We start from the raw sequence: 23,368 nt of genomic DNA, 5'->3' as shown, positions 1-23,368 counted from the left end.
TCGGCCGATGTACAGGGCTCAGCTCGCCTGGATGGCGGCCGAGTACGTCCACACGTCGGCCGGGAGGGCGTGCTCGAGGTGCCAGGTGATTGCCATCGGCTTGCTGCCGGTGTGCTTCACGTAGGTTGCGGGACCGAGGAGCATCCACGGCTGGGACTTGCCTATGTCCGTGTTCTTGTAGCGGCGCATGAACAGCAGGACGTGGCTGCCGCGCCGCGCGTGCTGCTGGTAGCGCAAGCCCGTGCGGGAATCGGAAGACGTCGAGTTCTGGGACTCCCAGTGGAAGAGGTTCGGGCTCACCGCGTAGTCCTTGTAGCGGATGGTGGGTGAGAAGTCCTTCTCGTTCTTTTCGAGCGTGATGAGAAGCGCATCCGTCTGGAGCTCCTCAACCCACTGCACGCCCTGCGCGAAGGACCTCGGCATCTGCCCACCGAAGCGTGCCACGCCGAGCGCCGCCAGGATCTCCGATCGGTTGTACGCGCTGTGGACCTTCAGCGGGACCTGACGGAAGTGGTCGGACAGAGCGATCGGGAAGTGATCGGCCCGTTCGATGACGTACGAAAGTACCTGCCGGAGTTCATCCCGCACTGCTCGCTGAGCGTGCAGCGACGCTAGGCCCTCCGCGAAGCTGGTGAATCCACCGGCGTTGTCCCACAGGTTGAAGAACAACATGCGGGCGTAGACCTGCTCGACCGGTCCGAGCGCGTCGTACGGCGGGGCGTCGTCCTCCAGGAGACGCAGGTACGCCTGCGCGCGCTCGGGGTCGTCCACGTGCAGGAACGCGTGAACCCGCTTCAGCAGTTCCGTCTCGCCCGGCGGGGGAGTACCGGTGATCAGGCCGGCACGGCGCAGGACGGTCGTCCAGGAATTGGCACTCTTGTAGAGCTCCTTGATCTCTCGGCGGCTTTCCCGGAGATAGTCGGAGAGGCGTGGAGTGCTGTACTCCTTGACCTCCTTCACCAGCGTCTTCACCGTGGCGCCCAACTGAGTCCGGATGTTGTCGAGTACCAGGTCCTTCGACTTGCCCTCCAGGATGATCTGGCAGCCGGACGGCAGTTGAGGGAAGTCACGCTCGATGTGCTCGACCAGCCGATTCCGCGACAGGTTGGTCAGGGCTCGGAACTGCTCCTCGAAGCGGAACTCGGCACGGTGCTGGCCGATGAAGTCGAGGACCGTGAGCACCGGCTTCGTCTCGGTGCGTCGCAGCCCTCGCCCCAACTGCTGGAGGAAGACCGTGGCGCTATTGGTGGGCCGCAGAAGGAGGAGGGTGTCGACATCCGGGATGTCGAGCCCTTCGTTGAACAAGTCCACCGAGAAGATCACCTGGATCTTGCCGTCCCGAAGGTCGGACAGCGCACGGGCACGCACGTCGGCAGGCGAGTCACTGTCGAGTGCCACAGCCTGAAGCTCCGCCTTGCGGAAGTAGTCGGCCATGAAGTGAGCGTGTGCCTTGGTCACACAGAAGCCCAGCGCACGCATGGTGCCGGGGTCGGAGACCTTGTCCTGAATCTGCTTGACCACGATGCGGGCCCGCGCGGTGTTGCCCGTGAAGAGATCGCCGAGCTCCTGATCGGCGTAGGAACCCTTCTGCCAGTTGAGGTTGGTCAGGTCCGTGCCGTCAGGGATTCCGAAGTAGTGGAAGGGGCACAGCAGGTCGTTCTCCAGTGCCTCCCAGAGCCTCATCTCGGCTGCGATGCGGCCCTCGAAGAACTCGTCCTGGACGTTGAGCCCGTCCATCCGCTCAGGAGTGGCGGTGAGGCCCAACAACTCCTTCGGTGTGAAGTGGTCGATCACCCGTCGATAGATGGGGGCCGTGGCATGGTGGAACTCGTCGATGACGATGACGTCGAAATGGTTGGGATCCAGCTGCTCCAGCCTCTGGACGTTGAGCGACTGGACACTGGCGAAGACGTGGTTCCACTCGCGAGGGTCAGCGCCGCCGTACAGCAACTCACCGAACGAGGCGTCATCCAGCACCTCCCGGTAGGTGCGCAGGGACTGCTTGAGGATCTCCTTTCGATGCGCCACGAACAGCAGCCTCGGGCGTCCGCTGGTGGACTCCTTGCACAAGTGGCGGTAGTCGAGGGCGGCCATCACGGTCTTACCGGTGCCAGTAGCGGCGACGAGCAGGTTGCGGTGCCGTCCACGGAGCTCGCGTTCGACGCTCAGCCGCTCCAGCATGTCCCGCTGATGCGGGAAGGGACGTACCTCAAGGCCCGAAAGGTTGATCTTCAGGTCGCTGCTCGACGTGGTCCCACCAGCCTGGGCCAGAGCTTCGGAGAGGCGATCGCCGTGGAGATCGGGGTCATACGTCTCGAATGCGGTGTCGTTCCAGTACGCGTCGAAGGTCGCCTCGAACTTGTCCAGAACCGCGGGGGTGGCGACCGAAGACAGGCGTACGTTCCACTCCAAACCGTCGAGCAGCGCGGCCCGGGACAGGTTGGAGCTGCCGACGTATGCCGTGTCGAACCCTGTTCTGCGACGGAAGAGCCAGGCCTTGGCATGCAGCCGCGTCGAGCGGATCTCGTAGTTGACCTTCACGGTGGCGCCGAAGTCGCGAACGAGCCGGTCGAGCGCGTGGCGGTCCGTGGCGCCCATGTAGGTCGTGGTGATGACCCGGATCGGCACTCCGCGTTCCTTTGCGGCACGCAGAGAATCCTCCAGGACGCGGATGCCGTACCACTTCACGAACGCGCAGAGCAGGTCGACACGGTCTGCGGTGGCCAACTCGGCCCTCAACTCCGAGCCGAGGCTGAGGTCCTCCGGCGAGTTGGTGAGCAGTGACGTTTCGGAGAGCGGCGTAAGCGGACGGATCGCGTAGGCCCCGGGCGCCTCCTGCTCTGCCAGAGCCAGCAGTTGTCGAGGCCCCTTGACGATGGTGCTGACGGCATCGTCGTCGCTCTGCTCGCCGACACCGGCGGACAGGGACTCCAGGATGCGGTTGGCGAAGGGAACGCGCTCATCGGCCGGGAGCTGGTTGAGGCGACGGGTCACCATGTCACCGATGTGCCGCGCCAGCACATGAGGCGAGGACTCCGCACTGACTTCCGCGTCGACGGCCTTCCACCCGGCGGCCTCAAGCTGCGCCAGCTCGCCGTGCACGCGCTGCGTGATCAGCTGCTCGTAAACCCCCGCGACCGGCTGAGCCGGTCCCCCCGTCTTCTCCACCATGCCACCCCAGGATCACTATTCCGATGTGGCTCAGTTCTAACAGCAGCCACTGACACCGGGCCACGTACGTGGCGGAGCGATACAGCCGTGATGTCGACTGCCCGTCAGATGAGCAGGGTGTGAACACTCAGCCGGTGAGTGTTCACACCCTTCGGGAGTGGCGCCCTGGTGAAGGGCCTGCGCCGAGGAAGTCCGCTCCCCTCAGGACTTCGCCCCGCCCCCCAGGAACCCCTCCAACCCGTCCAGCAGCATCCCGCTCCCCTGCTCCGCCATGTCCCGCTCCTGCTCCGTCTCGCAGGTCTGGCTGAGGGTGATGACCGTGTTGCGGGGGCCCTGTTCCGTGAGTTCCATGGTCATCAGGGTGGGGTCGGGGCGGCCGGGGATGTCCATGCCGAGGACCAGGCGGTGGTGGTCGGCGACCTGCTGGTAGGTGCCGGTCAGGGGGAACTCCGCGCCGTCGGGGGTCTGCATCGTGGCCTTCCAGGCGCCGCCCGGGCGGACGTCGAGTTCGACGGAACCGGGGACGGCGTGGGCCCACTGGGCGTACTGGTCGGGGATGGTCCAGGCCTGCCAGACCTGGGCCGGGGAGGCGTCCAGGGTGCGGGTCAGGGTGTAGGAGAAGCCGTCGGCCGGGGTGGAGGTCTGGTCGGTGGTCATGGTGTCCGTCTCCTCGGGGCGAGGTCGAGTCGGGGCGGTCGCGTCCTGCGGTCCGCGTGAGGCTTTCGCACCTGTAGACGTCCGGCGGCGCCGGTTCTCATCGGTCCGCGGCGATGTCCTCCCCGTGGCACCGCGCGTACGGGCGGTGCGAGCCGCACCAGCACGCCGCGCCCCGCTGCGGCGGCCAGGCCACCGCGCGGCCCCGGGCCGCCAGCGTCGTCGCGTACTGGGGGAGGAGGGCCGCGTCGGCCGGGGAGGCACCCTCCGAGGCGGCGAAGGCCTCGTAGGAGGGGACCGTGCCCCGGACCACGCCCAGGTTCGGGGTGCCGGACGCGGCCAGCTCGCGCAGGGCGGCCTCTATCGTCGCCAGGTGCTCCTCGTAGGAGGGGTACTCGGCGGAGAGGGACGGGTACGCGTCGAGGAGTTCCGTCAGTTCGTCGGCCGGCCAGTGGAGCATGGCCACCGGGAAGGGGCGGGAGAGGGCCTCGCGGTAGGCGCCCAGTTCGGCGCGCAGGCGGGAGATCTCCGCCTGCAGGTCGGCCGGGTTGTCCGAGCCCAGGGACCAGACGCGCTTGGGGTCGTGCAGCTCGTCCAGGGAGACCGGCATGGTGTGGAGGGTGTCGGCCAGGGCGTCCCACTCGTCGTGGGGCAGGCCCAGCATGCGGCGGACGCGGTGGCGGCCGTAGAGGAGGGGGTGGGTCGAGTACGGGGGTTCCGGGACGTCCGTCAGGAGCAGGCGGGCGCCCTCCGTGAACGTCTCGTGCGCCGCCTCCAGCTCGTCGTGGGCCTCCAGGGACTCCGCCGTGATCACCCAGGGAGCGGGGTCGCGGGGCGACGCCGTGCGGACCCCGTCGATGATCGCCCTGGCCTCCGCCTCGTGGCCGTACTCCCACAGGTTCGACGCCTTGAGGGCGCGGACCAGGGACGGGTTCTCCAGTCCCGGGGAGTCCGCGGCGGAGGACAGCAGGCGGTCGTAGAGCTTGGTCGCGGAGGGGCGGTCGCCGGAGAGTTCCAGGTGGGCCGCGGCGCGCAGGAGCAGGGTCTCGGCGTCCTCGGGGTAGAGGCCGGCGGTCCGTTCCAGGCGTGCCGCCTCGGCGGCGTGGTCGACGTTTTCGGCGGGCGTGTCGGGGCGCATGGGGGACACCGTACTGCCGTCGGCCGGCGAGGGTGAGGGCCCCGGGGGCCACGGGCCGGGGCCGTGCGGTCCGGCTCCACGGCCCGTACCGGCTTCCGTGCGGCTCCTGTATAACTGGGGCGAACGTGTGTACGCGAGCGGGTGGAGGGGGGAGCCGCGGATGAGCCGGGGCCGGAGCGTGCCGCGGGTGCCTCGCGCGCTTCTCGTACTGCTCCTCGTGATCCTCCCCGTCGCCTTCGTCGACGTCGGCAGCCTCTCCGTCACCGTCGCGCTCGCCGCGACCGCGACGGTCGGTTCCGCGCTCGCCGTCTGCGCCGTCATCGCCGCGCGCTGCGCGCCCGCCGTGCCGCCCACGCGGGTGCGTACGGCCATCAGGGACCGGGACCTGCGTACGGCCTTCCTGCCCCAACGCGATCCCGACGCCCCCGGCCGCCGCCGGCCCCGAGCGCCCGGACACGCCCTCCCGGCGACCGCCGCGTAGGGCACGTCCCTCATCCAGGGCACCTCCCCGCGCGGGGCGTGTCGTCATGCCGCTGTTCTCACTTCCCCGGCACGACGAGACCCTCGGAGGGCTCACTCACCCATGTCCGTTTTCGCCAACCTGGTCGAGCGCATCGCCGACCTGCTCCAGCCGCTGTTCGGCGCCTCCGCCGCGGCCGCCGCCATCGTCCTGATCACCGCCCTCGTGCGGCTCCTCGTCCACCCCCTGTCACGGGCCGCCGCGCGCGGGCAGAAGGCGCGTAACGAACTCCAGCCGAGGATCGCCGAACTGCGCCGCAAGCACGCGAGGAACCCCGAGAAGCTCCAGCGGGCCGTGCTCGAACTGCACACCCGGGAGAAGGTGTCGCCGCTGTCGGGGTGCCTGCCCAGCCTGTGCCAGATTCCCGCGTTCTTCCTCCTGTACCACCTCTTCTCGAGCCCGACGATCGGCGGGCAGGCCAACGAACTGCTGTCGCACCAGCTCCTCGCCGCGCCGCTCGGCGGGCGGTGGGCCGACGCGCTCGGCGACGGCGGGCTCCTCGGCGGTGCCGGGCTCGTGTACGTGGCGCTGTTCGCGGTCGTCGCCGGGGTCGCCGCCTTCGGTTACCGGCTCACCAAGCGGACGATGGCCGACCGGCCGGTGCTCCCCGCCGGTGACGGCGAGCAGGTGCCGGGGCTCGGCGCGATCGGCAAGGTCATGCCGTTCATGTCCTTCTTCACGCTCGTCACCGTGGCCGTCGTACCGCTGGCCGCCGCGCTGTACGTCGTCACCAGCACGACGTGGAGCGCCGTCGAGCGGGCCGTGCTGTACCGCTGAGCGCGGACGGGCCGACGCGTGGGCGCGCGTGGCTACGGTCCAGTACGTGAACGGGGTATTGCGGAGTGGAACCGGACCTTGGAGGATCGAACAGTCCTCCGATGGTTGTCGCGTTACTGCCGCACCCAGGTCGCACTCATCGGGCGGGCTGCCCGCGATCGAGGAGTTGGGGATATGAAGCTGTTGCGAGTCGGTACGGCGGGGTCGGAGCGGCCCGCGCTGCTCGACGCCGACGGAACCCTGCGAGACCTGTCGGGCGTGGTGACGGACATCGACGGGGCGCTGCTCGCCGACGATGCCGCGCTCGGGCGGATACGGTCCGCCGCCGCGGCCGGTGAGCTGCCCGCCCTGGACGCCACCGGACTGCGCGTGGGACCGCCCGTGGGGCGCATCGGGAAGATCGTGTGCATCGGGCTCAACTACCACGACCACGCCCGGGAGACCGGGGCCGAGCCGCCCGCCGAACCCGTCGTGTTCTTCAAGGCGCCGGACACGGTGGTCGGCCCGGACGACACCGTGCTCGTGCCGCGCGGCTCCGTCAAGACGGACTGGGAGGTGGAGCTCGCGGTCGTGATCGGGCGTACGGCCCGCTATCTGGGGTCGGCCGAGGAGGGGCTCGCGTGCGTCGCCGGGTACGCGGTCGCGCACGACGTGTCCGAGCGGGAGTTCCAGATCGAGCGGGGCGGGACCTGGGACAAGGGCAAGAACTGCGAGACGTTCAACCCGCTCGGGCCGTGGCTGGTGACCGCCGACGAGGTGGCTGACCCGCAGCGGCTGTCGCTGCGGCTGTGGGTGAACGGGGAGCTGAAGCAGGACGGGACGACGGCCGAGCAGATCTTCCCGGTGGGGGAGGTCGTGCGGTACGTCAGCCAGTTCATGGTGCTGCGTCCCGGTGACGTCATCAACACCGGGACGCCGGCGGGGGTGGCCATGGGGCAGCCCGAGCCGAAGCCGTATCTGCGGGCCGGGGACGTGGTCGAGCTGGAGATCGACGGGCTCGGGCGGCAGCGGCAGGAGCTCAAGAGCGCGTAGCGCTCCGCCAGGGGCGCGGAGGGGGACCGCCGTGTGTTGTCGGCCGCGGGTTGTCCGTGGCTGGGCACGCGGTTCCCCGCGCCCCTTTCGGGGCGCTTTTCCTCACGTCAGCAGGGAAGCGAGCTTGCGCCAGCCCTCCCTCGGGAGGCGGGTCATGTCGTCCTCGACCAGTTGGAGGGCGACGTGGTCCGCGCCCGCGGCGTGGAAGGCGTCCACGCGGGCGCGGATCGTGTTCTCGTCGCCCCAGGCGAAGACCGCGTCGATCAGGCGGTCGCTGCCGCCGTCGGCGACGTCGGCGTCGGTGAAGCCGAGGTTGAGGAAGTTCCTGGTGTAGTTCGGCAGCTCCAGGTAGCGGCCGAGGTAGGCGCGGGCCGTCGCGCGGGCGCGGGAGGGGTCGGAGTCGAGGACGACCTTGAACTCCGGGGCGAGCAGCGGACCCTCGCCGAGCCGTTCGCGGGCCTGCGCGGTGTGCTCGGGGGTGACCAGGTACGGGATCGCGCCCGCCGCCCGGTCCCGGGAGAGGTCCAGCATCTTCGGTCCGAGGGCCGCCAGTACGCGGTGACCGGCACGCATCCCCGCCTTGTCGAGGTCGTCCAGGTAGCCGACCATCGTCGAGTACGGGCGGCTGTAGCCCTCCACCCGGGGGCCGTGGCTCACGCCGAGGCCGAGCAGGAAGCGGCCGGGACGGGCCACCTCCAGCTCGGCGAAGCCCGCCGCCGCCTCCGAGGCCCGGTGCTCCCAGACGCTCTGGATGCTGGTGCCGACGACGATGCGCTCGGTCGCCTCGATCAGCGGTGCCGCGTCCTGGGCGGAGGTGTTGCCGCCCAGCCACACGGCGCCGAACCCGAGCCGCTCCAACTCGGCGACGGCCTCGGCCCGTTCGCGACCGCGGCCCGGGTCGGTGTCGGCGTGCAGCGCCGCGCTCCAGACTCCGTACCGTCCGACCGATTCCTTCAGAGAAGCCGTCGCGTCGTTCATCGGTTGCGATCCCTCCGGTGGGGCGTTGTGATCGTCCTTCGTGCGTACACCGCGTGCCAACCGGAGGGACCGTGGAGTGATTCCCGGAGTCCGCCGTACGGGCTATTCGCCCAGGAAGCGTTCCAGCGCCTCCACCACGAGCCGGTGGTCCTCCACCTGCGGCAGCCCGGACACCGTCACCGCGCCGACCACGCCGACGCCGGCCACGGCGATCGGGAAGGAACCGCCGTGCGCCGCGTACGTGTTCGGGTCGAGGCGCGAGGACTCCTCGAACGTCGTGCCCTTGGCCCGGAAACGGGAGCCGACGAGGTACGAAGCGGAGCCGTACCGCTCCACCACCCGGCGCTTGCGGGCGATCCAGGCGTCGTTGTCGGGGGTCGAACCGGGCAGGGCCGCGTGGAAGAGCTGCTGGCCGGCGCGGTGGATGTCGACGGCGACCGGCGCCTCGCGCTCCCGGGCCAGCTCCACCAGGAGGGAGCCCAGCGCCCACGCGTCGTCGTTGGTGAACCGGCGGAAGACCAGGCGGCGTTCCTGCGCCTCCAGCTCGTCCACGGTCGGGACGGTCGTCCCGGGGGAGGGGCTCACAGGGTCACCACCAGTCCGTCGCGGGCGGACCTGCGGGCCGCCTCCAGTACGTCCAGGGCGGCTGCCGCCTCGCGGACGCCGACCGGGTTCGGGCCGTCTTCGCGCAGGGCCTTCGCCACCGCCGCGTAGTACGCGGGGTAGTCGCCCGCAACGGTCGCCTCCACGTGACCGCCGCCGGTCGTCGGGGACTCCCCGGCGCCCACGCGGCCCCACAGCGACTGGTCCTCCTCGCCCCAGCCGGGGCCGGGACGCTTGCCCTCGCGCAGCGCCGCCTCCTGCGGGTCCAGGCCGTGCTTCACGTAGCCGGCCTTCGAGCCCAGGACGCGGAAGCGCGGGCCGAGCTGGGCGGCGGTGGAGGAGACGTAGAGGTGGGAGCGGACGCCGTTCGCGTGCGTGATCGCGATGAACGTGTCGTCGTCCGCCTCCGCGCCCGCGCGCCGCACGACCGACTCGGCGTACACGTGCGTGGCCGGGCCGAACAGGACGAGGGCCTGGTCGACCACGTGGCTGCCGAGGTCGTAGAGGAGACCTCCGATCTCTGCCGGGTCGCCGGACTCGCGCCAGCCGCCCTTCGGCTTCGGCCGCCAGCGCTCGAAGCGGGATTCGAAGCGCCATACGTCGCCCAGCGCGCCCTCGGCGAGCAGCTTGCGGAGGGTCAGGAAGTCGTTGTCCCAGCGGCGGTTCTGGAAGACGGAGAGGAGCAGGCCGCGCTCCTCGGCCAGCGCCGCCAGCTCACGGGCCTCGGCGGCGGTGCCCGCGACCGGCTTGTCCACCACGACCGGCAGACCGGCCTCCAGGGCCCGCTTCGCGAGCGGTACGTGCGTCTTGTTCGGGGAGGCGATGACGACGAGGTCCAGCTCGGCGGCCCGGTCGAACAGCTCGTCGGGGCCGGCGACGGTCCGCACGTCCGGGAACTCGGCACGGGCCTGCTGCTGCCGGTCGGGGTTCGAGGTGACCACCGTGTCCAGCGCCAGGCCCTCGGTGGCGCCGATCAGCGGGGCGTGGAAGACGGAGCCCGCGAGTCCGTAGCCGACGAGGCCGACGCGCAGGGGGCTGCCGGGAGGGTTACCAGTCATGCGTCCCACTTTCGCAACGGTGTTGCCAAAGTGCAAGCGCCGGGGACAATGGGGGCGTGAACAGGACGAACGGCGGAGGTACGGGGACGGGGGCCGCGGGCACGGGGCGAGGGTCGGGCCTGGGTGCGGGTGCGGGTGCCGGTGCGGGGTCGGGCTTGCCGGTCGAGGGCGTGGGGGAGGCGGCGGGGGTGCGTTCCGGCGGTTCGGTCGCGGGGTCCGGTTCGGCCGCGGGAACCGGTCCGGGCGCGGGGTCCGGATCGGGCGCGGGGTCCGGACCGGGTGTGTGGTCCGGACCGGGTGTGTGGTCCGGACCGGGTGTGCGGTCCGGTTCGGGTGCGGGCGCGGTCCCCGCGGCGGGCGGCGGTATGCGGGGTGCGGCGGGCGGCGCCAACCTGCTCGCCCTGCGCAGCCACAACACCGCGTTGGTGCTCGACCTGCTGCGCACCGCCGGTGCCGGGGGGATCAGCCGGCTGGAGCTCGCCGAGCGGACCGGGCTCACCCCGCAGGCGGTCAGCAAGATCACCGCCCGGCTCCGGGAGGACGGCCTCGCCGCCGAGGCCGGACGCCGGGCGTCGACGGGAGGCAAGCCGCGCACGGTACTGCGCCTGGTCCCGGAGGCGGGCCACGCGCTCGGCGTGCACCTGGACCGGGACGAGCTGCGGGCGGTGCTGGTCGACCTCGACGGTGCCGTGGTGGGTGAGCGGCGTGCCGCGCTGGATCTGGGGGCGGGCGCGGAGGCCGTGGTGGAGGGAGTGGCGCGGGCGGCCCGGGAGTTGGTCGCGGACACCTTGCGACCGTCTGAGGGCGCCGTGGGAGCGCCGGGTGACGCACCGGGACCGACGGGCGGCGTACCGGGCCGTACGGGCGGCGCCCCGGTCCCGTCGGAGGGGGCCTCGCCGTCGCCGGGCGGCACCGCGGGCCGGTCGGGCGGCGCCCCGCAGTCGCCGGACGACACCCCGCACGGCCCGGACGGTCCCCCGCCACCGCCGGACCGCGCGTTCGCCGCCGTCCCCGGCTTCCTCGGTCTCGGTGTCGCCCTCCCGGGGCCGCTCGACCACGTCCGGGGCGTGCTGCACCGGGTCACCGGTTTCCCGGAGTGGGACGGGTTCCCGTTGCGGGACGCCCTGGCGCGGCGGCTCGGCGTGCCGGTCGTCGTCGACAAGGACACCAACGCGGCGGCGCTCGGCCTCGCCGTCGGCGGTGAGGGCGGCTCCTTCGCCTACCTGCACCTCGGTACGGGACTGGGTGCCGGCCTCGTGATCGGCGGGGGCGTGCACCGGGGCGCCCGGACCGGCGCCGGCGAATTCGGGCACCAGGTCATCCAGCTGGACGGGCCGCCCTGCACCTGCGGCGCCCGCGGCTGCATAGAGGCCCTGTGCCTCGGTGCCGTCGCCCGTGGTGACCTCGCCGAGGCGGCCAGGGTGCTGGGCGCGGGCGCCGCGAACCTCGCCGGGCTGCTGGACATCGATCTGGTCCTGCTCGGCGGCCGTACCGTCGCCGCCGCCCCCGAGGCGTTCGTCCACGGGGTCGGCGCCGTCCTCGACGCCCGCGCCCGGCGCGAGGGCGGTCAGGACGGCGCCGTACCGGTGCGGCTCGCGCCGGGCGGGACGCGTGGGGTGGCGGAGGGCGCGGCCCAGCTGCTGCTCGCGCCGCTGTTCGGCCGAGGGGACGCGTGAGGGGGCGGCCCCCGCGCGCCCGGCACCGACGGGCGTCCCGGGTCCGCCACCGCCCCCGGTGCCCCCGGTGCCGGCGCCGCCGATGCCGTCCCGCCCCCGGTGCCGCCCCCGCGGCACCCCCGGCGTCGCTCAGCGGCCCACCGCGCACGCGTCCCCGTTCAGCGTGAACCGCGGTGGCGGTGACGCGTCACCGGTGTGCTCGGTGAGATAGCCCAGCGTGACGCTCGCGCCCGGCGCGATCGTCGCGTTGTGCGGGGCGTTGGCCGCCGAGATCGTGTTGCTTCCCTGGGTCAGCTCCGTGTTCCAGTCGGACACGACGGTCTGTCCGAGGGGCAGCGGGAACGCGAGCGTCCATCCGCTCACCGGAGTGTCGCCCGTGTTGGTGACCGTGAGGTCGACTGTCGAGCCGGTGCCCCAGGCGGTCACCGCCCGGTCCACCCGGCAGACCGGCTCCTCCCGCGTGAACGACACCCGGTGCAGGCCGCCCGGCAGGTCGTTGACCACGTAGAACTCCCCGTCGACGGTTGTGCCGACCGACGTCACCTGGGTGGGCATCTCCCCGATCTCGGCCTGCTCGTAGCCGCCCCTGCCGTCGGGGCGCAGCGCCCAGACGGTGGACGAGCAGTAGTCGGTGGCGATGTAGACCCCGCCGACCAGGTCGGCGTACTCGCGGCCCCGGTAGACGTGGCCCCCGATGACCGAGCAGCCGCCGGTGTACGGGGAGTAGGTGAAGACCGGCTCGGTGTACTGCCCGCCGGACGCGCAGTCGCCGCCCTCGAACCTCTCCAGCCCCTCGTAGCAGGACCAGCCGAGGTTCAGTCCGCCCTGTCCGGCGGGGAGGTGGTCGATCTCCTCCCAGCGGCCCTGGCCGACGTCGCCGATCCACATCGACCCGTCGGCGCCGTCGAAGGAGAAGCGCCACGGGTTGCGCAGGCCGTACAGCCAGATTTCCGCGCGGGCGCCGGGGGTGTCGACGAAGGGGTTGTCACCGGGGACGCAGTAGGCGAGCGGGGCGCAGGCGCGGCTCACGTCGATGCGCAGGATCTTGCCGAGGAGGGTGTCCAGCCGCTGCCCGGACCGGAAGGGGTCCCCGGAGCCGCCGCCGTCGCCGATGCTCCAGTACAGGTTGCCGTCGGGGCCGAACGCGAGCTGGCCGCCGTTGTGGTTGCTGTACTCGGCGTGCGGCTGGGAGAGCAGCGGCTCCAGACGGGACTCGTCGAGCCGGTAGCGGGCGAGGGTGACGGCGCCGTCGGGCAGCGCCGTGTACGCCAGGTACAGGGCCCGGCTGTCGGCGAAGTCGGGCGGGACGGCGATGCCGAGGAGGCCGCGCTCGTTGCCCGACTCGTCCACGGACGCGGTGATGTCGAGCAGCGGGGCCGGGGCCAGGCCGGTGTCGGGGTGGTAGACGCGGACCCGGCCCGGCTTCTCGGTGATGAACAGCCGGTCCGTGCCGTCGTCCGGGGCGACGAGGGCGGTGGGGCGGCGCAGGCCGGAGGCGACCTGGGTGGTGGTCGCCCCGAGCGACGGCAGGGGGACGGGGGCCGGCTCCGCGGCCGAGGCGGGAGAGGCGGCCGAGGGAGCGAGGGTGGCCAGCAGGAGAGCCGGCACGAGCAGGAGGAGGGCGCTCAGGAGGCGTGCCGGACGGCGCCCTCTTCTCGCATGGCCATGTATATGACAATCACGGGTTTCCGTAGTGTCCATTCCAGTCCCTTCAGTCGTGTGGGAGCGCTCCCGCCCCTTCAGGCTGGGGCCCGTCGAGGGGAGCGGCAACGCGCGAACGCGCCACTTTCGCGCCGTCCGGCGCGAAAGTGCCCGCTCGGTCCGCCGGTCGCCGCCCGCCGATCGGGGGGTGTCCGTCCGCCGTCCGGGCGTCGTGGCCCGAATGGCGGTGCCCGAAGCCGCGATCCACCGGCACGCTCATGTGTTCATGCGACTGTTCACGCCCGCGTCCCCCCGCCTGACGGCGGCAGCCGCCCTCCTCGCCGCCGCCTCCGCGGCGGCCGTCCCCGCGGCGGCCGTCCCCGCGCACGCGGACCCCGGCGCGCCGCTGCCCGCCTGCACGGCCCCCGACGACCACACCTTCCCCCTCACCACCCGCCTCCACGGCGGTCCCGCCGCCTACGAGGCCGGCGGCGGCTACGGCACCTGGTACCTGGACCTCACCAACACCACGTCCCGCAGCTGCGAGGGCATCCACCCGGTCGTCGTCCTCGTCGACGAGAAGCGCGCGCTGGAACCGTCGCAGCCCCTCCTGGAGTTCTACGACGGAGACCGGCCGCACCCCGTGGAGCTGGAGGCCACCGACCGGGACGAGCTGATCGGCGCGTTCGGCGAAGGCGCCGGCGAGAGCGCCGGCGAAGACGCGGTCGACGACTTCCCCGGCTTCACCGTCGGCCCCGGCAAGACCCTCACCGTCAAGGTGCGGCTCGCGCTCACCTCGGACGCCGAGGCCAACGAGGTCACCGCCAACGCCGCCGTCGTCCAGCGCCGCGGGGGCGACGGCGAGTGGATCGGCCAGTCGAACGACTACCGCTTCCGCATCCGCAACGCCGACTCGACCGACGCGCCGTCCGCGGACCCGAGCGGCGAGTCCTCCGCGGACCCGAGCGGCGAGTCCTCCGCCGGGCAGGACACCGCCCCCACCGACCCCACCGCACCCGCCCCCACCGACGCCCCCACCCCGCACGACCGGGCCACCGCCCCGCCCTCCCCCGACGAACTGGCCGGCACGGGACCGGGCCGGACGGACGCGGCCCTGGGGGCCGCCACACTGCTCGTCACCGTCGGCGGAGCGGCCGTACTGCTGGCCCGCAGACGCCGCTGACCTTCGCCCGCCCCGGGCCACCCGCGACCGCCCGCCGCCCCGCCCTCCCCGCCACCCGCGACCGCCCGCCTCCCCGCCACCCGCGACCGCCCGCCTCCCCGCCACCCGCGACCGCCCGCCGCCCCCGCCCCCCCCCCGCCACCCGCGACCGCCCGCCGCCCCCGCCCCCCCGCCACCCGCGACCGCCCGCCGCCCCCGCCACCTCCGTCTGCGAACATCCCTCCGTGGACTACCCGAACGACCAGGCCCCGGGCGCCCCCGTCCGCTCCGGGATCCCGGAGCACGGACGCGTGCCGAAGTACTACGCCGTCAAGGCGCGGATCGACCGTCTGGTCGGCGAGCTGGGGGAGGGCAGCGCCATCCCCACCGAACGGGACCTCTCCGAGCGGTACGAGGTCGCCCGCGAGACCGTGCGGCAGGCCCTGCGCGAACTCGTCCTCGAGGGCAAGCTGCGCCGGCAGGGCCGCGGCACCGTCGTCGCGGGCCCCAAGCTGGAGCAGCCGCTGTCCCTGGCCAGCTACACCGAGGGCGTCCGGCGCCAGGGCCGTACCCCCGGCCGCGCGCTCGTCACCCTCGACCGCTTCCCCTGCCCGGACGCGCTCGCCGCCGAGACCGGGCTCACGCGCGGGGAGCCGGTCTGGCACCTGGAGCGGGTGCTGCTCGCCGACGACGAGCGGGTCGGCCTGGAGAGCACCTACGTCGCCGTGGCCCGCGTCCCCGACCTGGACGCCGCCTTCGACCCGGACTCCTCCTTCTACGCCTTCCTCGCCGGGCAGGGCATCTCCTTCGGCGACGCCGACGAACGCATCGAGACCGTGCTCGCCACCCCGCGCGAGGCCCTGCTCATCGGCACCCCGCCGGCCCTCCCGATGCTGCTCATCCACCGCGTCTCCCGCGACACGGACGGCCGCCCGCTGGAGCGCGTGCGCACGCTCTACCGAGGCGACCGCTTCTCCTTCACCACCCACCTGAGCGGCTGAAAAGCGCCCTTCCCCGGTCGCCCCCCACTATAACGAAAACATAACGGGTCTAGCCCAAACGTGATGGCCAGTTCACGCTCTCGTTGTCAGCCGGATTCCTTCGGTTCCCCGATGGCAAGGAGCGTGGCGGTCGTGAGAGTGATAGTCGTCGGAGCCGGCGTGGTGGGAACCATGCACGCCTGGCACGCAGTGAACCGCGGCCACGAGGTCGTACAGATCGAGCGCGAGACCGAGGCCCGCGGCGCCTCACTGCGCAATTTCGGCCAGATCTGGGTCAGTGGCCGCGCGGGTGGAGAGGAGCTGGAGACCGCGCTGCGGGCCCGGGAGCTGTGGGAGGAGATCGGCGCCCGCGTCCCGGCGCTCGGCTTCCGCCCGAACGGCTCCCTGACCCCCGTGCGCGGCTACCTGGAGCGTGCCGTCGCCGAGGCGGCCGTGGCCCGCCCGGACGCCGCCGCCCGCGGCTACGAGCTGCTCACCCCGGGCGAGGCCCGCGCCGTCAACCCCGCCCTGCGCGGCGACTTCGACGCGGCCCTGTACTGCGAGCGCGACGCCGCCGTGGAACCGCGCACCGCCCAGCTCGCCCTGCGCGCCGAGCTGCTGAGGTCCCCGGGCTACACCTTCGTGCCCGGCCGCGAGGTCCGCGAGGTCGTCGGCGAGAGGGCCGTCCGCGACGACCACGGCGAGGTGCACACCGGCGACGCCGTCGTGCTGTGCACCGGCGCCTGGCTCGGCGGCCTCGTGCGCGAGCTGGCCGGACCCGACCTGCCCGTGCGCCGGGTCCGCCTCCAGATGATGCAGACCGACCCCCTCGGCGAACTGCTGACCACCTCGGTCGCCGACGCCGACAGCTTCCGCTACTACCCCGCGTACACCTCGCCCGCCCTGGACGAGCTGAACGCGCGGCAGCCGCAGCCCGCCACGGCCGCGGAGCACAGGATGCAGCTGCTGATGGTCCAGCGCGCCGACGGCGGCCTGACCATCGGCGACACCCACGAGTACGAGCACCCCTTCGCCTTCGACACCCTCGAGGACCCCTACGACCACCTCACCGGCGTCGTCGAGTCCCTCCTCGGCCGCCCGCTGCCGAAGATCCGGCGCCGCTGGGCCGGGGTGTACGCGCAGTGCACCGACAAGAGCCGGGTCGTGCACCGGCAGCGGGTGCGCGAGGGGGTCTGGCTGGTCACCGGGCCCGGCGGGCGCGGCATGACCTGCTCGCCCGCCATAGCCGAGACCACCGCGAACGAACTGGGCTGGTGACACACATGACCCACGCAGACACCACCGAGGACATCCGCCTCGTCGTCCTCGACATGGCCGGCACCACGGTCGCCGACGGCGGCCTCGTCGAGCGCGCCTTCATCGCCGCCGCCCGCGAACTGGGCGTCGAACCCGGCACCGACGACCACGCCGACAAGCTCGCCTACGTCCGCGCCACCATGGGCGAGTCCAAGATCTCCGTCTTCCGGCACCTGTTCGGCGACGAGGACCGCGCCCGGCAGGCCAACGCCGCCTTCGAGAAGGCGTACGGCGAACTCGTCGACGGAGGCCTGATCGCCCCGGTCCCCGGCGCCCGCGAGGCCGTCGAGGAGCTGGCCGCCGACGGTCGCACCGTCGTCCTCACCACCGGCTTCGCCCGCGTCACCCAGGACGCCATTCTCAGCGCCCTCGGCTGGCAGGATCTGGTGCCGCTCACCCTGTGCCCCGCCGACGCGGGCGGGCGCGGACGGCCGTACCCGGACATGGTGCTGGAGGCCTTCCTGCGCACCAAGGCCGCCGACGGCGTACGCCAGGTCGCCGTCGTCGGCGACACCTCGTACGACGTGCTAAGCGGCGTACGGGCGGGCGCCGGCCTGGTCGCCGGGGTGCGCACCGGGGCCCACGGCGACGACGCCTTCCGCGAGGCGGGCGCCGGCCACGTCCTCGACTCCGTCGCCGACCTGCCCGCCCTCCTGCGGGGAGCCGGCTGATGGCCGCCACCGCCGCCACCGCCGCAACCGCCAACACCGCTGCCACCAGCGGCATCCGCTTCGACAAGGTCACCGTCGCCTACGACGGCAACGTCGTCCTCGACGCCCTGGACCTCACCGTCGAACCCGGCGAGGTCATGGCGCTGCTCGGGCCGTCCGGATCCGGCAAGACCACCGCGCTGCGGGCGGTCGCCGGGTTCGTACGGCCCGCCTCCGGGCGGGTGTTCCTCGGCGACCGCGACGTCACCGACCTGCCCCCGCACCGGCGCGGCATCGGCATGGTGGTCCAGCAGTACGCCCTGTTCCCGCACATGCGGGTGGAGGACAACGTCGCCTTCGGCCTGAAGGCCCGCAAGGTCGCCAAGGACGAGATCCGCACCCGCGTCTCCGAGGCCCTGGAGATGACCGGCATGGGCGCCTACGCCCGCCGCTACCCCCGTGAGCTGTCCGGCGGCCAGCAGCAGCGCGTCGCCATCGCCCGCGCCCTCGCCATCCGCCCGGACGTCCTGCTCCTGGACGAACCGCTGTCCGCCCTCGACGCCCAGCTGCGCTCCGGCATGCTCGCCGAACTGGCCCGCCTGCACCGCGAGCTGCCCGACGTGTCGATCCTGTACGTCACCCACGACCAGGTGGAGGCCCTCACCCTCGCCGACCGGATCGCGGTGATGGACAAGGCCCGCCTCCAGTCCTGCGGCACCCCCCGGGAGCTGTACCGGGCGCCGGCCGACGCGTTCACGGCGTCCTTCGTGGGCAACGCGAACCTCCTGCCGGTGACGGTGGGAGCCGGGGGAGTGGCCTTCGCCGACGCGGAGATCAAGGTCGACACGGGGAGCGCCGCGCCGGGTGCGACGGCCACCCTGTGCGTAAGGCCGCACCTCGTCGGGCTCGGCGAGGGCGACGGCCCCAACCGGCTCACCGGCACGGTGGGGGAGATCCAGTGGCGGGGCGCCACGCACCGCCTCTACGTCGACGTGGACGGCCACCGCGTCATGGCCGACCTGCGCGAACTGCGGAACCCGCCCGCCCACGGCGACGAGGTCACCCTGCACTTCGCCCCCGAGGACGCGGTCCTGCTCACGGCCGGGGTGGGCGGACATGGCTAGCGCGACGATCAGCACCCCGGCCGGGACCGGGCGGGTCCGTGCCAAGGCACCGGCCTGGGTCTGGGCCCTGCCCCCGGTCGCCCTCCTCGCCCTCGTCTTCCTCTACCCCCTCGCCCTCGTCGTCCAGCAGTCCTTCCAGCCCGACACCGGCGGCACCTCCCTGAAGCCGTACGCCGACGTCTTCGCCTCGTACGCCTTCCGCGAGGCGCTGTGGACCACGGTGTGGCTGGCGGTGGCCGCCACCGTCGGGTGCCTGGTGCTCGGGTTCCTGCTGGCGCTGGTCATCGCCTTCGTGCCGTTCCCGGGGGCGAAGGCGGTGTCCCGGTTCATCGACGTCTTCCTGTCCTTCCCGTCCTTCCTGATCACGCTCGCCCTGCTCTTCGTCTACGGCACGGTCGGCATGGCCAACGGGGCGTGGACCGACGTGACCGGGGCCGCCGAGGGGCCGTTCCAGTTCCTGACCACGCCCTGGGGGGTGCTGCTCGCGGAGATCACGTACTTCACGCCGTTCGTGATGCGCCCGCTGCTCGCCGCCTTCTCGCAGCTGGACACCGCCCAGCTGGAGGCAGCCAGTTCGCTCGGCGCCCGTGCGTCGCGCATCGTCCGGCGGATCATCCTGCCGGAGGCGCTGCCCGCCCTCGCGGCCGGCGGCAGCCTGGTCCTGGTCCTGTGCCTGAACGAGTTCGGCATCGTGCTCTTCACCGGCGCCAAGGGCGTCACGACCCTGCCGACGCTCGTCTACGGCAAGGCGATCCTGGAGTCCGACTACCCGGGCGCCTGCGTCGTCGCCGTCGTCAACGTCCTGATCTCCGTGGGCCTCTACGGCCTCTACCGGGTGGTGAGCCGCCGTGCTGGTGCATAACCGCGGGGCGAAGTGGGCCGTGTGGGCGGTCTTCTTCCTCCTCTTCGTCCCCCTGTTCGCCCTCCCGCTCCTCGTCGTCCTCGGCGCCTCCTTCGCCACCAACTGGTCCAGCGTCCTGCCCTCCGGCTTCACCACCGCCCACTACGAGGCGGCCACCCGCGGCGAGGCACTCCAGGCGCTCACCACCAGCCTGGTCACCGCCGTCACCGCCAGCCTGCTCGCCCTCGCCACCGGCACCTGGGCCGCGCTCGCCGCGGCGGCGCTGAAGAAGCGGCACCGCAAGGTGCTGGACGCCCTGTTCGTGCTGCCCGTCGCCGTGCCCTCCGTCGTCGTCGGCCTCGCGACCCTGGTCGCCTTCTCCCAGCCGCCGATGCTGCTCAACGGCACCCGCTGGATCGTGATCATCGCCCACTCCGTCCTGGTCACCGCCTTCGCCTACCAGTCGGTGTCCGCGGCGATCACCCGCCTCGACCCGGCCTACGAACAGGCCGCCGCCTCCCTCGGCGCCTCCCCGGCGTACGTGCTGTGGCGGGTCAGGCTGCCGCTGCTGCTGCCGTCCCTGACCGCCGCCGCCGGACTCTGCTTCGCCCTGTCCATGGGCGAGCTGAGCGCCACGATGATGCTCTACCCGCCGGACTGGACCCCGCTGCCGGTCCTGATCTACGCCTCCACCGACCGGGGCGCCCTGTTCACCGGCTCCGCGATCGCCGTCGTCCTCATGGCGGCCACCCTGCTGGTGCTGCTCGCCGTCTCCCGGATCCGCACCCGAGCCTCGTACCGCTGAACCGCCCCTCGCCCCGACACGCAAGGAGTTCACCTCGCCATGCCCAAAAACGCCCTCAAGCCGCTCGCCGCCCTCGCCGCCCTCGCGATCCCGCTCACCGCCTGCTCCGGCACCTCCGCCGCCTCCGACGAGAACGTCGTCACCGTCTACAGCGCCGACGGCCTCAAGGGCGAGAACGGCGACGGCTGGTACGACCGGGTCTTCGAGGACTTCGAGAAGGAGACCGGCATCAAGGTCGAGTACGTCGAAGGCGGCTCCGGCGAGATGGTGCAGCGCACCGTCCGCGAGAAGCGCAACCCGCAGGCCGACGTGCTCGTCACCCTCCCGCCCTTCATCCAGCAGGCCGACACCAAGGGCCTCCTCCAGAAATACGCCCCCGAGGGCGCGGACCGGGTCAGCGGCGCCGACAAGGCCGCGAACGGCACCTGGACCGCCGTCGTCAACAACTACTTCGGCTTCGTCCACAACAAGAAGGAGCTGAAGCAGGCCCCCGCCACCTGGGAGGACCTGCTCGACGACAAGTACAGGAACAAGCTCCAGTACTCCACCCCCGGCGTCGCCGGCGACGGCACCGCCGTCATCGTCAAGGCCATGCACGACTTCGGCGGCGAGAAGCCCGCCATGGAGTACCTGAAGAAGCTCCAGGCCAACAACGTCGGGCCGTCCGCCTCCACCGGCAAGCTCGCCCCCAAGGTCGACAAGGGCGAACTGCTCGTCGCCAACGGCGACGTCCAGATGAACTACGCCCAGTCGAAGTCCATGCCGAACCTCGGCATCTGGTTCCCGGCCCGCGAGGGCGGCAAGCCCACCACCTTCGCCCTGCCCTACGCGGCCGGCCTGGTCACCGACGCCCCGCACACCGAGAACGGCAGGAAGCTCCTCGACTACATGCTGAGCCAGAAGGCGCAGCGCCAGGTCAGCGAGATCGGCGGCGGCTTCGCGGCCCGCCAGGACGTCAAGGCCACCGACGCCGACGCCATCGCCCTCACCGAGCTGATGGACGGCGTGGAGGTCTTCGAGCCCGACTGGGACGACATCGAGAAGAACCTCACCTCCTACATCGACGCCTGGAAGGAGGCCACCGGGAGCTGAGCCGGGATCCGGGCGGGAACCGGGCCCAGGATCCGCTCGGGAGCGCGTCAGACGAGATCGACGAGGTCCGCGATCGAGTCGAAGACGGCGGTCGGCCGGAACGGGTACTTCGCGATATCCGCGTCACTCGTCAGACCCGTCCTGACCAGATACGTCTCCATGCCGGCCTCCAGACCGGCGAGGACGTCGGTGTCCATCCGGTCACCGATCATGGCGCTGGTCTCGGAGTGGGCGCCGATGGTGTTCAGGCCGTGGCGCATCATCAGCGGATTGGGCTTGCCCACGAAGTACGGGTCCTTGCCCGTCGCCTTGGTGATCAGCGCCGCGACCGATCCGGTCGCGGGCAGCGGCCCCTCGGCCGACGGCCCCGTCTCATCGGGGTTGGTGCAGATGAACCGGGCTCCGCCGTTGATCAGCCGGACGGCCTTGGTCATGGCCTCGAAGGAGTACTGCCTCGTCTCCCCGAGAATCACGAAGTCCGGCGAGGAGTCGGTCAGGACGAAACCCACGTCGTGCAGCGCGGTGGTCAGACCCGCCTCGCCGATGACGTACGCGGTCCCGTTCGGGCTCTGGTCGGCCAGGAACTTCGCGGTGGCGAGGGCCGAGGTCCAGATGTTCTCGACCGGAAGGTGCAGGCCCATTCCCGCGAGACGGGCCTGCAGGTCACGGGCGGTGTATATCGAGTTGTTGGTCAGCACCAGGAAGGGCTTGCCGGATTCGCGCAGCTTCTTGATGAAGGCACCGGCACCCGGGATCGGGACGCCCTCGTGAATGAGGACCCCGTCCATGTCGGTGAGCCACGATTCGATGGGCTTGCGCTCTGTCATGAAGTGCTGCTCCCGGCGTCCACGAGGCTGACGAGTGGCTCTACGGCACGGATCATGCTACCGGAGCGCCCCCGCAGCGGTCCGTGCCGTGAGCTGCCCGCCGGTTCCTCAGTGTTCGGGCTCTGCCGGCCTCTGCGGATCCTCGACAGTCACCCAGACCGTGGGCCACGGAATCCAGTAGCCGGCGGTGTCCGAGACCGCGGCTCCCGACTTCAGGAGGGTCCGGTACCGGACGAGGGGGTGCTCGGTGACTGAAGGCTCGGTGGGTGGCGTCATGACGGGGAATCCCTTCCCGTGGGCTGTGTCCGTCCCGCCCGCGCGGGGCACGCGCGGGCGGGACGGGCGGGTGCGGAGGTTCAGCCGTGGACCGGGCGGATGTCCGGCCAGTGAAGGGCGGCCGACCCCCAGGTGAGGCCACCTCCGAAGGCGGTGAGGACGACCCGGTCGCCCGGCCCCAGCCGATTCCGGTCCGCGGCCCAGGCCAGGGCCAGGGGAATGGAGGCAGCCGCGGTGTTGCCGACCTCGCCGATGTTCGAGATCACGCGCTCGTCCGGCAGGCCGAGCCGCTTGGCCACCGACTTCAGGATCCGGAGGTTGGCCTGGTGGCCGACGAAGGCGTCGATGTCCTCGGTCTCCCAGCCGACGGCATGCGCGACCCGTCGGGCCGAGTCAGCCATCGTCGGCACTGCCCGTGTGTAGACGTCACGGCCCCGCATGCTCAGATACCGCTCACCCGGCTGCACCGTGATCAGATCCCTGCCGGTGCCGTCACTGCCGAGCTCGGTACTCAGCACGGCACCCGGCCCGGTACCTTCGCCGTGCTCGAGCAGGACCGCCCCGGCGCCGTCCCCGAATATCACCGCCGTGGTGCGGTCGTCGGGGTCGACGATCGCCGAATACCTCTCCGCTCCGATCACCATGACGCTTCGGAAAGCGCCCGAGGTGATCATCGAGGCGCCGACGGACAGCCCGTACACGAATCCGGAGCAGACCGCGGACAGGTCGAACCCGGCGGCACTCGGGAGTCCCATGGCCGAGGCCACCTCCGGCGCCGTCGCCGGGCACGTCCGGTCGGGGGTGGTGGTCGCAACGATCACCAGGTCGCAGGAGGACCGTCCGGCCGACTTCAGGGCGGCCTTGCCGGCGGCTGCGGCCAGATCGACGGTCCCGGTCCCGGCGTCCGCGATGTGGCGGCGCTCGATCCCGGTGCGGCTGTGGATCCATTCGTGTGAGGTGTCCAGGCGCTGGGCCAGTTCGTCATTGGTCACACTGCGCTGCGGCAGGCAGACGCCCAGACCGACGAGCATCGCGGATGCCGGGGT

General features: G+C 72.1%; 21 protein-coding genes. 12 read left to right on the top strand and 9 right to left on the bottom strand.

Features of this window, described 5'->3' with window-relative positions; all coding sequences use genetic code 11:
* Nucleotides 1-18: 18 nt before the first annotated feature.
* The 3 genes from ACLIN4_RS13180 to ACLIN4_RS13170 all read right to left on the bottom strand — a co-directional run bounded on the left by ACLIN4_RS13180 (nt 19) and on the right by ACLIN4_RS13170 (nt 4,963).
* The gene (locus ACLIN4_RS13180; RefSeq protein ID WP_411575808.1) at nt 19-3,171 is read right to left on the bottom strand and encodes a DUF3427 domain-containing protein; all 3,153 of its coding nucleotides are present in this window, start codon (nt 3,169-3,171) and stop codon (nt 19-21) included.
* A gap of 201 nt (nt 3,172-3,372) precedes the next feature.
* Nucleotides 3,373-3,828, bottom strand: a complete 456-nt coding sequence (locus tag ACLIN4_RS13175; RefSeq protein WP_411575807.1) for an SRPBCC family protein — start codon at nt 3,826-3,828, stop codon at nt 3,373-3,375.
* Between the two features lie 97 nt (nt 3,829-3,925).
* Nucleotides 3,926-4,963, bottom strand: a complete 1,038-nt coding sequence (locus tag ACLIN4_RS13170; RefSeq protein WP_411575806.1) for an SEC-C domain-containing protein — start codon at nt 4,961-4,963, stop codon at nt 3,926-3,928.
* Nucleotides 4,964-5,123: 160 nt separating this feature from the next.
* Between ACLIN4_RS13170 and ACLIN4_RS13165 the strand changes: the two genes are divergently transcribed.
* The 3 genes from ACLIN4_RS13165 to ACLIN4_RS13155 all read left to right on the top strand — a co-directional run bounded on the left by ACLIN4_RS13165 (nt 5,124) and on the right by ACLIN4_RS13155 (nt 7,292).
* Complete coding sequence (locus ACLIN4_RS13165; protein ID WP_107478476.1) at nt 5,124-5,444, top strand: DUF6412 domain-containing protein; 321 nt, start codon at nt 5,124-5,126, stop codon at nt 5,442-5,444.
* Between the two features lie 102 nt (nt 5,445-5,546).
* Nucleotides 5,547-6,260: a YidC/Oxa1 family membrane protein insertase gene (locus ACLIN4_RS13160; protein WP_289903073.1), complete on the top strand. Its 714-nt coding sequence runs from the start codon at nt 5,547-5,549 to the stop codon at nt 6,258-6,260.
* A 174-nt stretch (nt 6,261-6,434) separates the two neighbouring features.
* Nucleotides 6,435-7,292, top strand: coding sequence for a fumarylacetoacetate hydrolase family protein (locus tag ACLIN4_RS13155; protein WP_107478478.1), 858 nt, complete (start codon nt 6,435-6,437; stop codon nt 7,290-7,292).
* 102 nt (nt 7,293-7,394) lie between these two features.
* Here the strand turns inward: ACLIN4_RS13155 and ACLIN4_RS13150 are convergent, their stop codons facing one another.
* The 3 genes from ACLIN4_RS13150 to ACLIN4_RS13140 all read right to left on the bottom strand — a co-directional run bounded on the left by ACLIN4_RS13150 (nt 7,395) and on the right by ACLIN4_RS13140 (nt 9,931).
* On the bottom strand, nt 7,395-8,270 hold the full coding sequence (locus ACLIN4_RS13150) for an LLM class F420-dependent oxidoreductase (protein WP_107478479.1): 876 nt from the start codon (nt 8,268-8,270) through the stop codon (nt 7,395-7,397).
* 102 nt (nt 8,271-8,372) lie between these two features.
* Nucleotides 8,373-8,855, bottom strand: coding sequence for a heme-degrading domain-containing protein (locus ACLIN4_RS13145; protein ID WP_289903074.1), 483 nt, complete (start codon nt 8,853-8,855; stop codon nt 8,373-8,375).
* Nucleotides 8,852-9,931, bottom strand: coding sequence for a Gfo/Idh/MocA family oxidoreductase (locus tag ACLIN4_RS13140; RefSeq protein ID WP_100049708.1), 1,080 nt, complete (start codon nt 9,929-9,931; stop codon nt 8,852-8,854). Before ACLIN4_RS13140 ends, ACLIN4_RS13145 begins: the two co-directional genes overlap by 4 nt.
* Nucleotides 9,932-10,296: 365 nt before the next feature.
* On the opposite strand from ACLIN4_RS13140, the gene ACLIN4_RS13135 reads away from it, so the two are divergent.
* On the top strand, nt 10,297-11,607 hold the full coding sequence (locus tag ACLIN4_RS13135; protein ID WP_381912411.1) for an ROK family transcriptional regulator: 1,311 nt from the start codon (nt 10,297-10,299) through the stop codon (nt 11,605-11,607).
* A 129-nt stretch (nt 11,608-11,736) separates the two neighbouring features.
* Here ACLIN4_RS13135 and ACLIN4_RS13130 read toward each other — a convergent pair whose 3' ends face one another.
* Entirely contained in the window at nt 11,737-13,215 is a 1,479-nt protein-coding gene (locus ACLIN4_RS13130) for a PQQ-dependent sugar dehydrogenase (protein WP_257101981.1), read from the bottom strand.
* 319 nt (nt 13,216-13,534) lie between these two features.
* Between ACLIN4_RS13130 and ACLIN4_RS13125 the strand changes: the two genes are divergently transcribed.
* The 8 genes from ACLIN4_RS13125 (at nt 13,535) to ACLIN4_RS13090 (ending at nt 21,219) form a co-directional block, all read left to right on the top strand.
* Complete coding sequence (locus ACLIN4_RS13125; RefSeq protein WP_411575805.1) at nt 13,535-14,431, top strand: hypothetical protein; 897 nt, start codon at nt 13,535-13,537, stop codon at nt 14,429-14,431.
* Between the two features lie 224 nt (nt 14,432-14,655).
* Nucleotides 14,656-15,411: a GntR family transcriptional regulator gene (locus ACLIN4_RS13120; protein WP_289903077.1), complete on the top strand. Its 756-nt coding sequence runs from the start codon at nt 14,656-14,658 to the stop codon at nt 15,409-15,411.
* Nucleotides 15,412-15,543: 132 nt separating this feature from the next.
* On the top strand, nt 15,544-16,668 hold the full coding sequence (locus ACLIN4_RS13115; protein WP_411575804.1) for a TIGR03364 family FAD-dependent oxidoreductase: 1,125 nt from the start codon (nt 15,544-15,546) through the stop codon (nt 16,666-16,668).
* A gap of 5 nt (nt 16,669-16,673) precedes the next feature.
* Nucleotides 16,674-17,378 carry an HAD family hydrolase gene (locus tag ACLIN4_RS13110; RefSeq protein ID WP_107480187.1) on the top strand — a complete coding sequence of 235 codons (705 nt, stop codon included), beginning with the start codon at nt 16,674-16,676 and terminating at the stop codon, nt 17,376-17,378.
* On the top strand, nt 17,378-18,481 hold the full coding sequence (locus ACLIN4_RS13105; protein ID WP_381912338.1) for an ABC transporter ATP-binding protein: 1,104 nt from the start codon (nt 17,378-17,380) through the stop codon (nt 18,479-18,481). The genes ACLIN4_RS13110 and ACLIN4_RS13105 overlap by 1 nt, the downstream gene beginning before the upstream one ends.
* Nucleotides 18,474-19,343: a 2-aminoethylphosphonate ABC transporter permease subunit gene (locus ACLIN4_RS13100; protein ID WP_382096342.1), complete on the top strand. Its 870-nt coding sequence runs from the start codon at nt 18,474-18,476 to the stop codon at nt 19,341-19,343. Before ACLIN4_RS13105 ends, ACLIN4_RS13100 begins: the two co-directional genes overlap by 8 nt.
* Complete coding sequence (locus ACLIN4_RS13095; protein WP_289903081.1) at nt 19,330-20,127, top strand: ABC transporter permease; 798 nt, start codon at nt 19,330-19,332, stop codon at nt 20,125-20,127. The genes ACLIN4_RS13100 and ACLIN4_RS13095 overlap by 14 nt, the downstream gene beginning before the upstream one ends.
* Nucleotides 20,128-20,166: 39 nt before the next feature.
* A complete protein-coding gene (locus tag ACLIN4_RS13090; RefSeq protein ID WP_107480184.1) occupies nt 20,167-21,219 on the top strand; it encodes a 2-aminoethylphosphonate ABC transporter substrate-binding protein in 1,053 nt (350 codons plus the stop codon).
* A 47-nt stretch (nt 21,220-21,266) separates the two neighbouring features.
* Here the strand turns inward: ACLIN4_RS13090 and ACLIN4_RS13085 are convergent, their stop codons facing one another.
* Together ACLIN4_RS13085 and ACLIN4_RS13080 are read right to left on the bottom strand one after the other, a co-directional pair.
* Entirely contained in the window at nt 21,267-22,046 is a 780-nt protein-coding gene (locus tag ACLIN4_RS13085; RefSeq protein ID WP_107480183.1) for an HAD-IIA family hydrolase, read from the bottom strand.
* Nucleotides 22,047-22,402: 356 nt separating this feature from the next.
* Entirely contained in the window at nt 22,403-23,353 is a 951-nt protein-coding gene (locus ACLIN4_RS13080) for a beta-ketoacyl-ACP synthase III (protein WP_289903988.1), read from the bottom strand.
* Nucleotides 23,354-23,368 lie beyond the last annotated feature (15 nt).

The organism is Streptomyces mutabilis (assembly GCF_046628145.1).
GTDB lineage: Bacteria > Actinomycetota > Actinomycetes > Streptomycetales > Streptomycetaceae > Streptomyces > Streptomyces mutabilis.
This window is presented reverse-complemented; position numbering and strand designations above follow the sequence as displayed.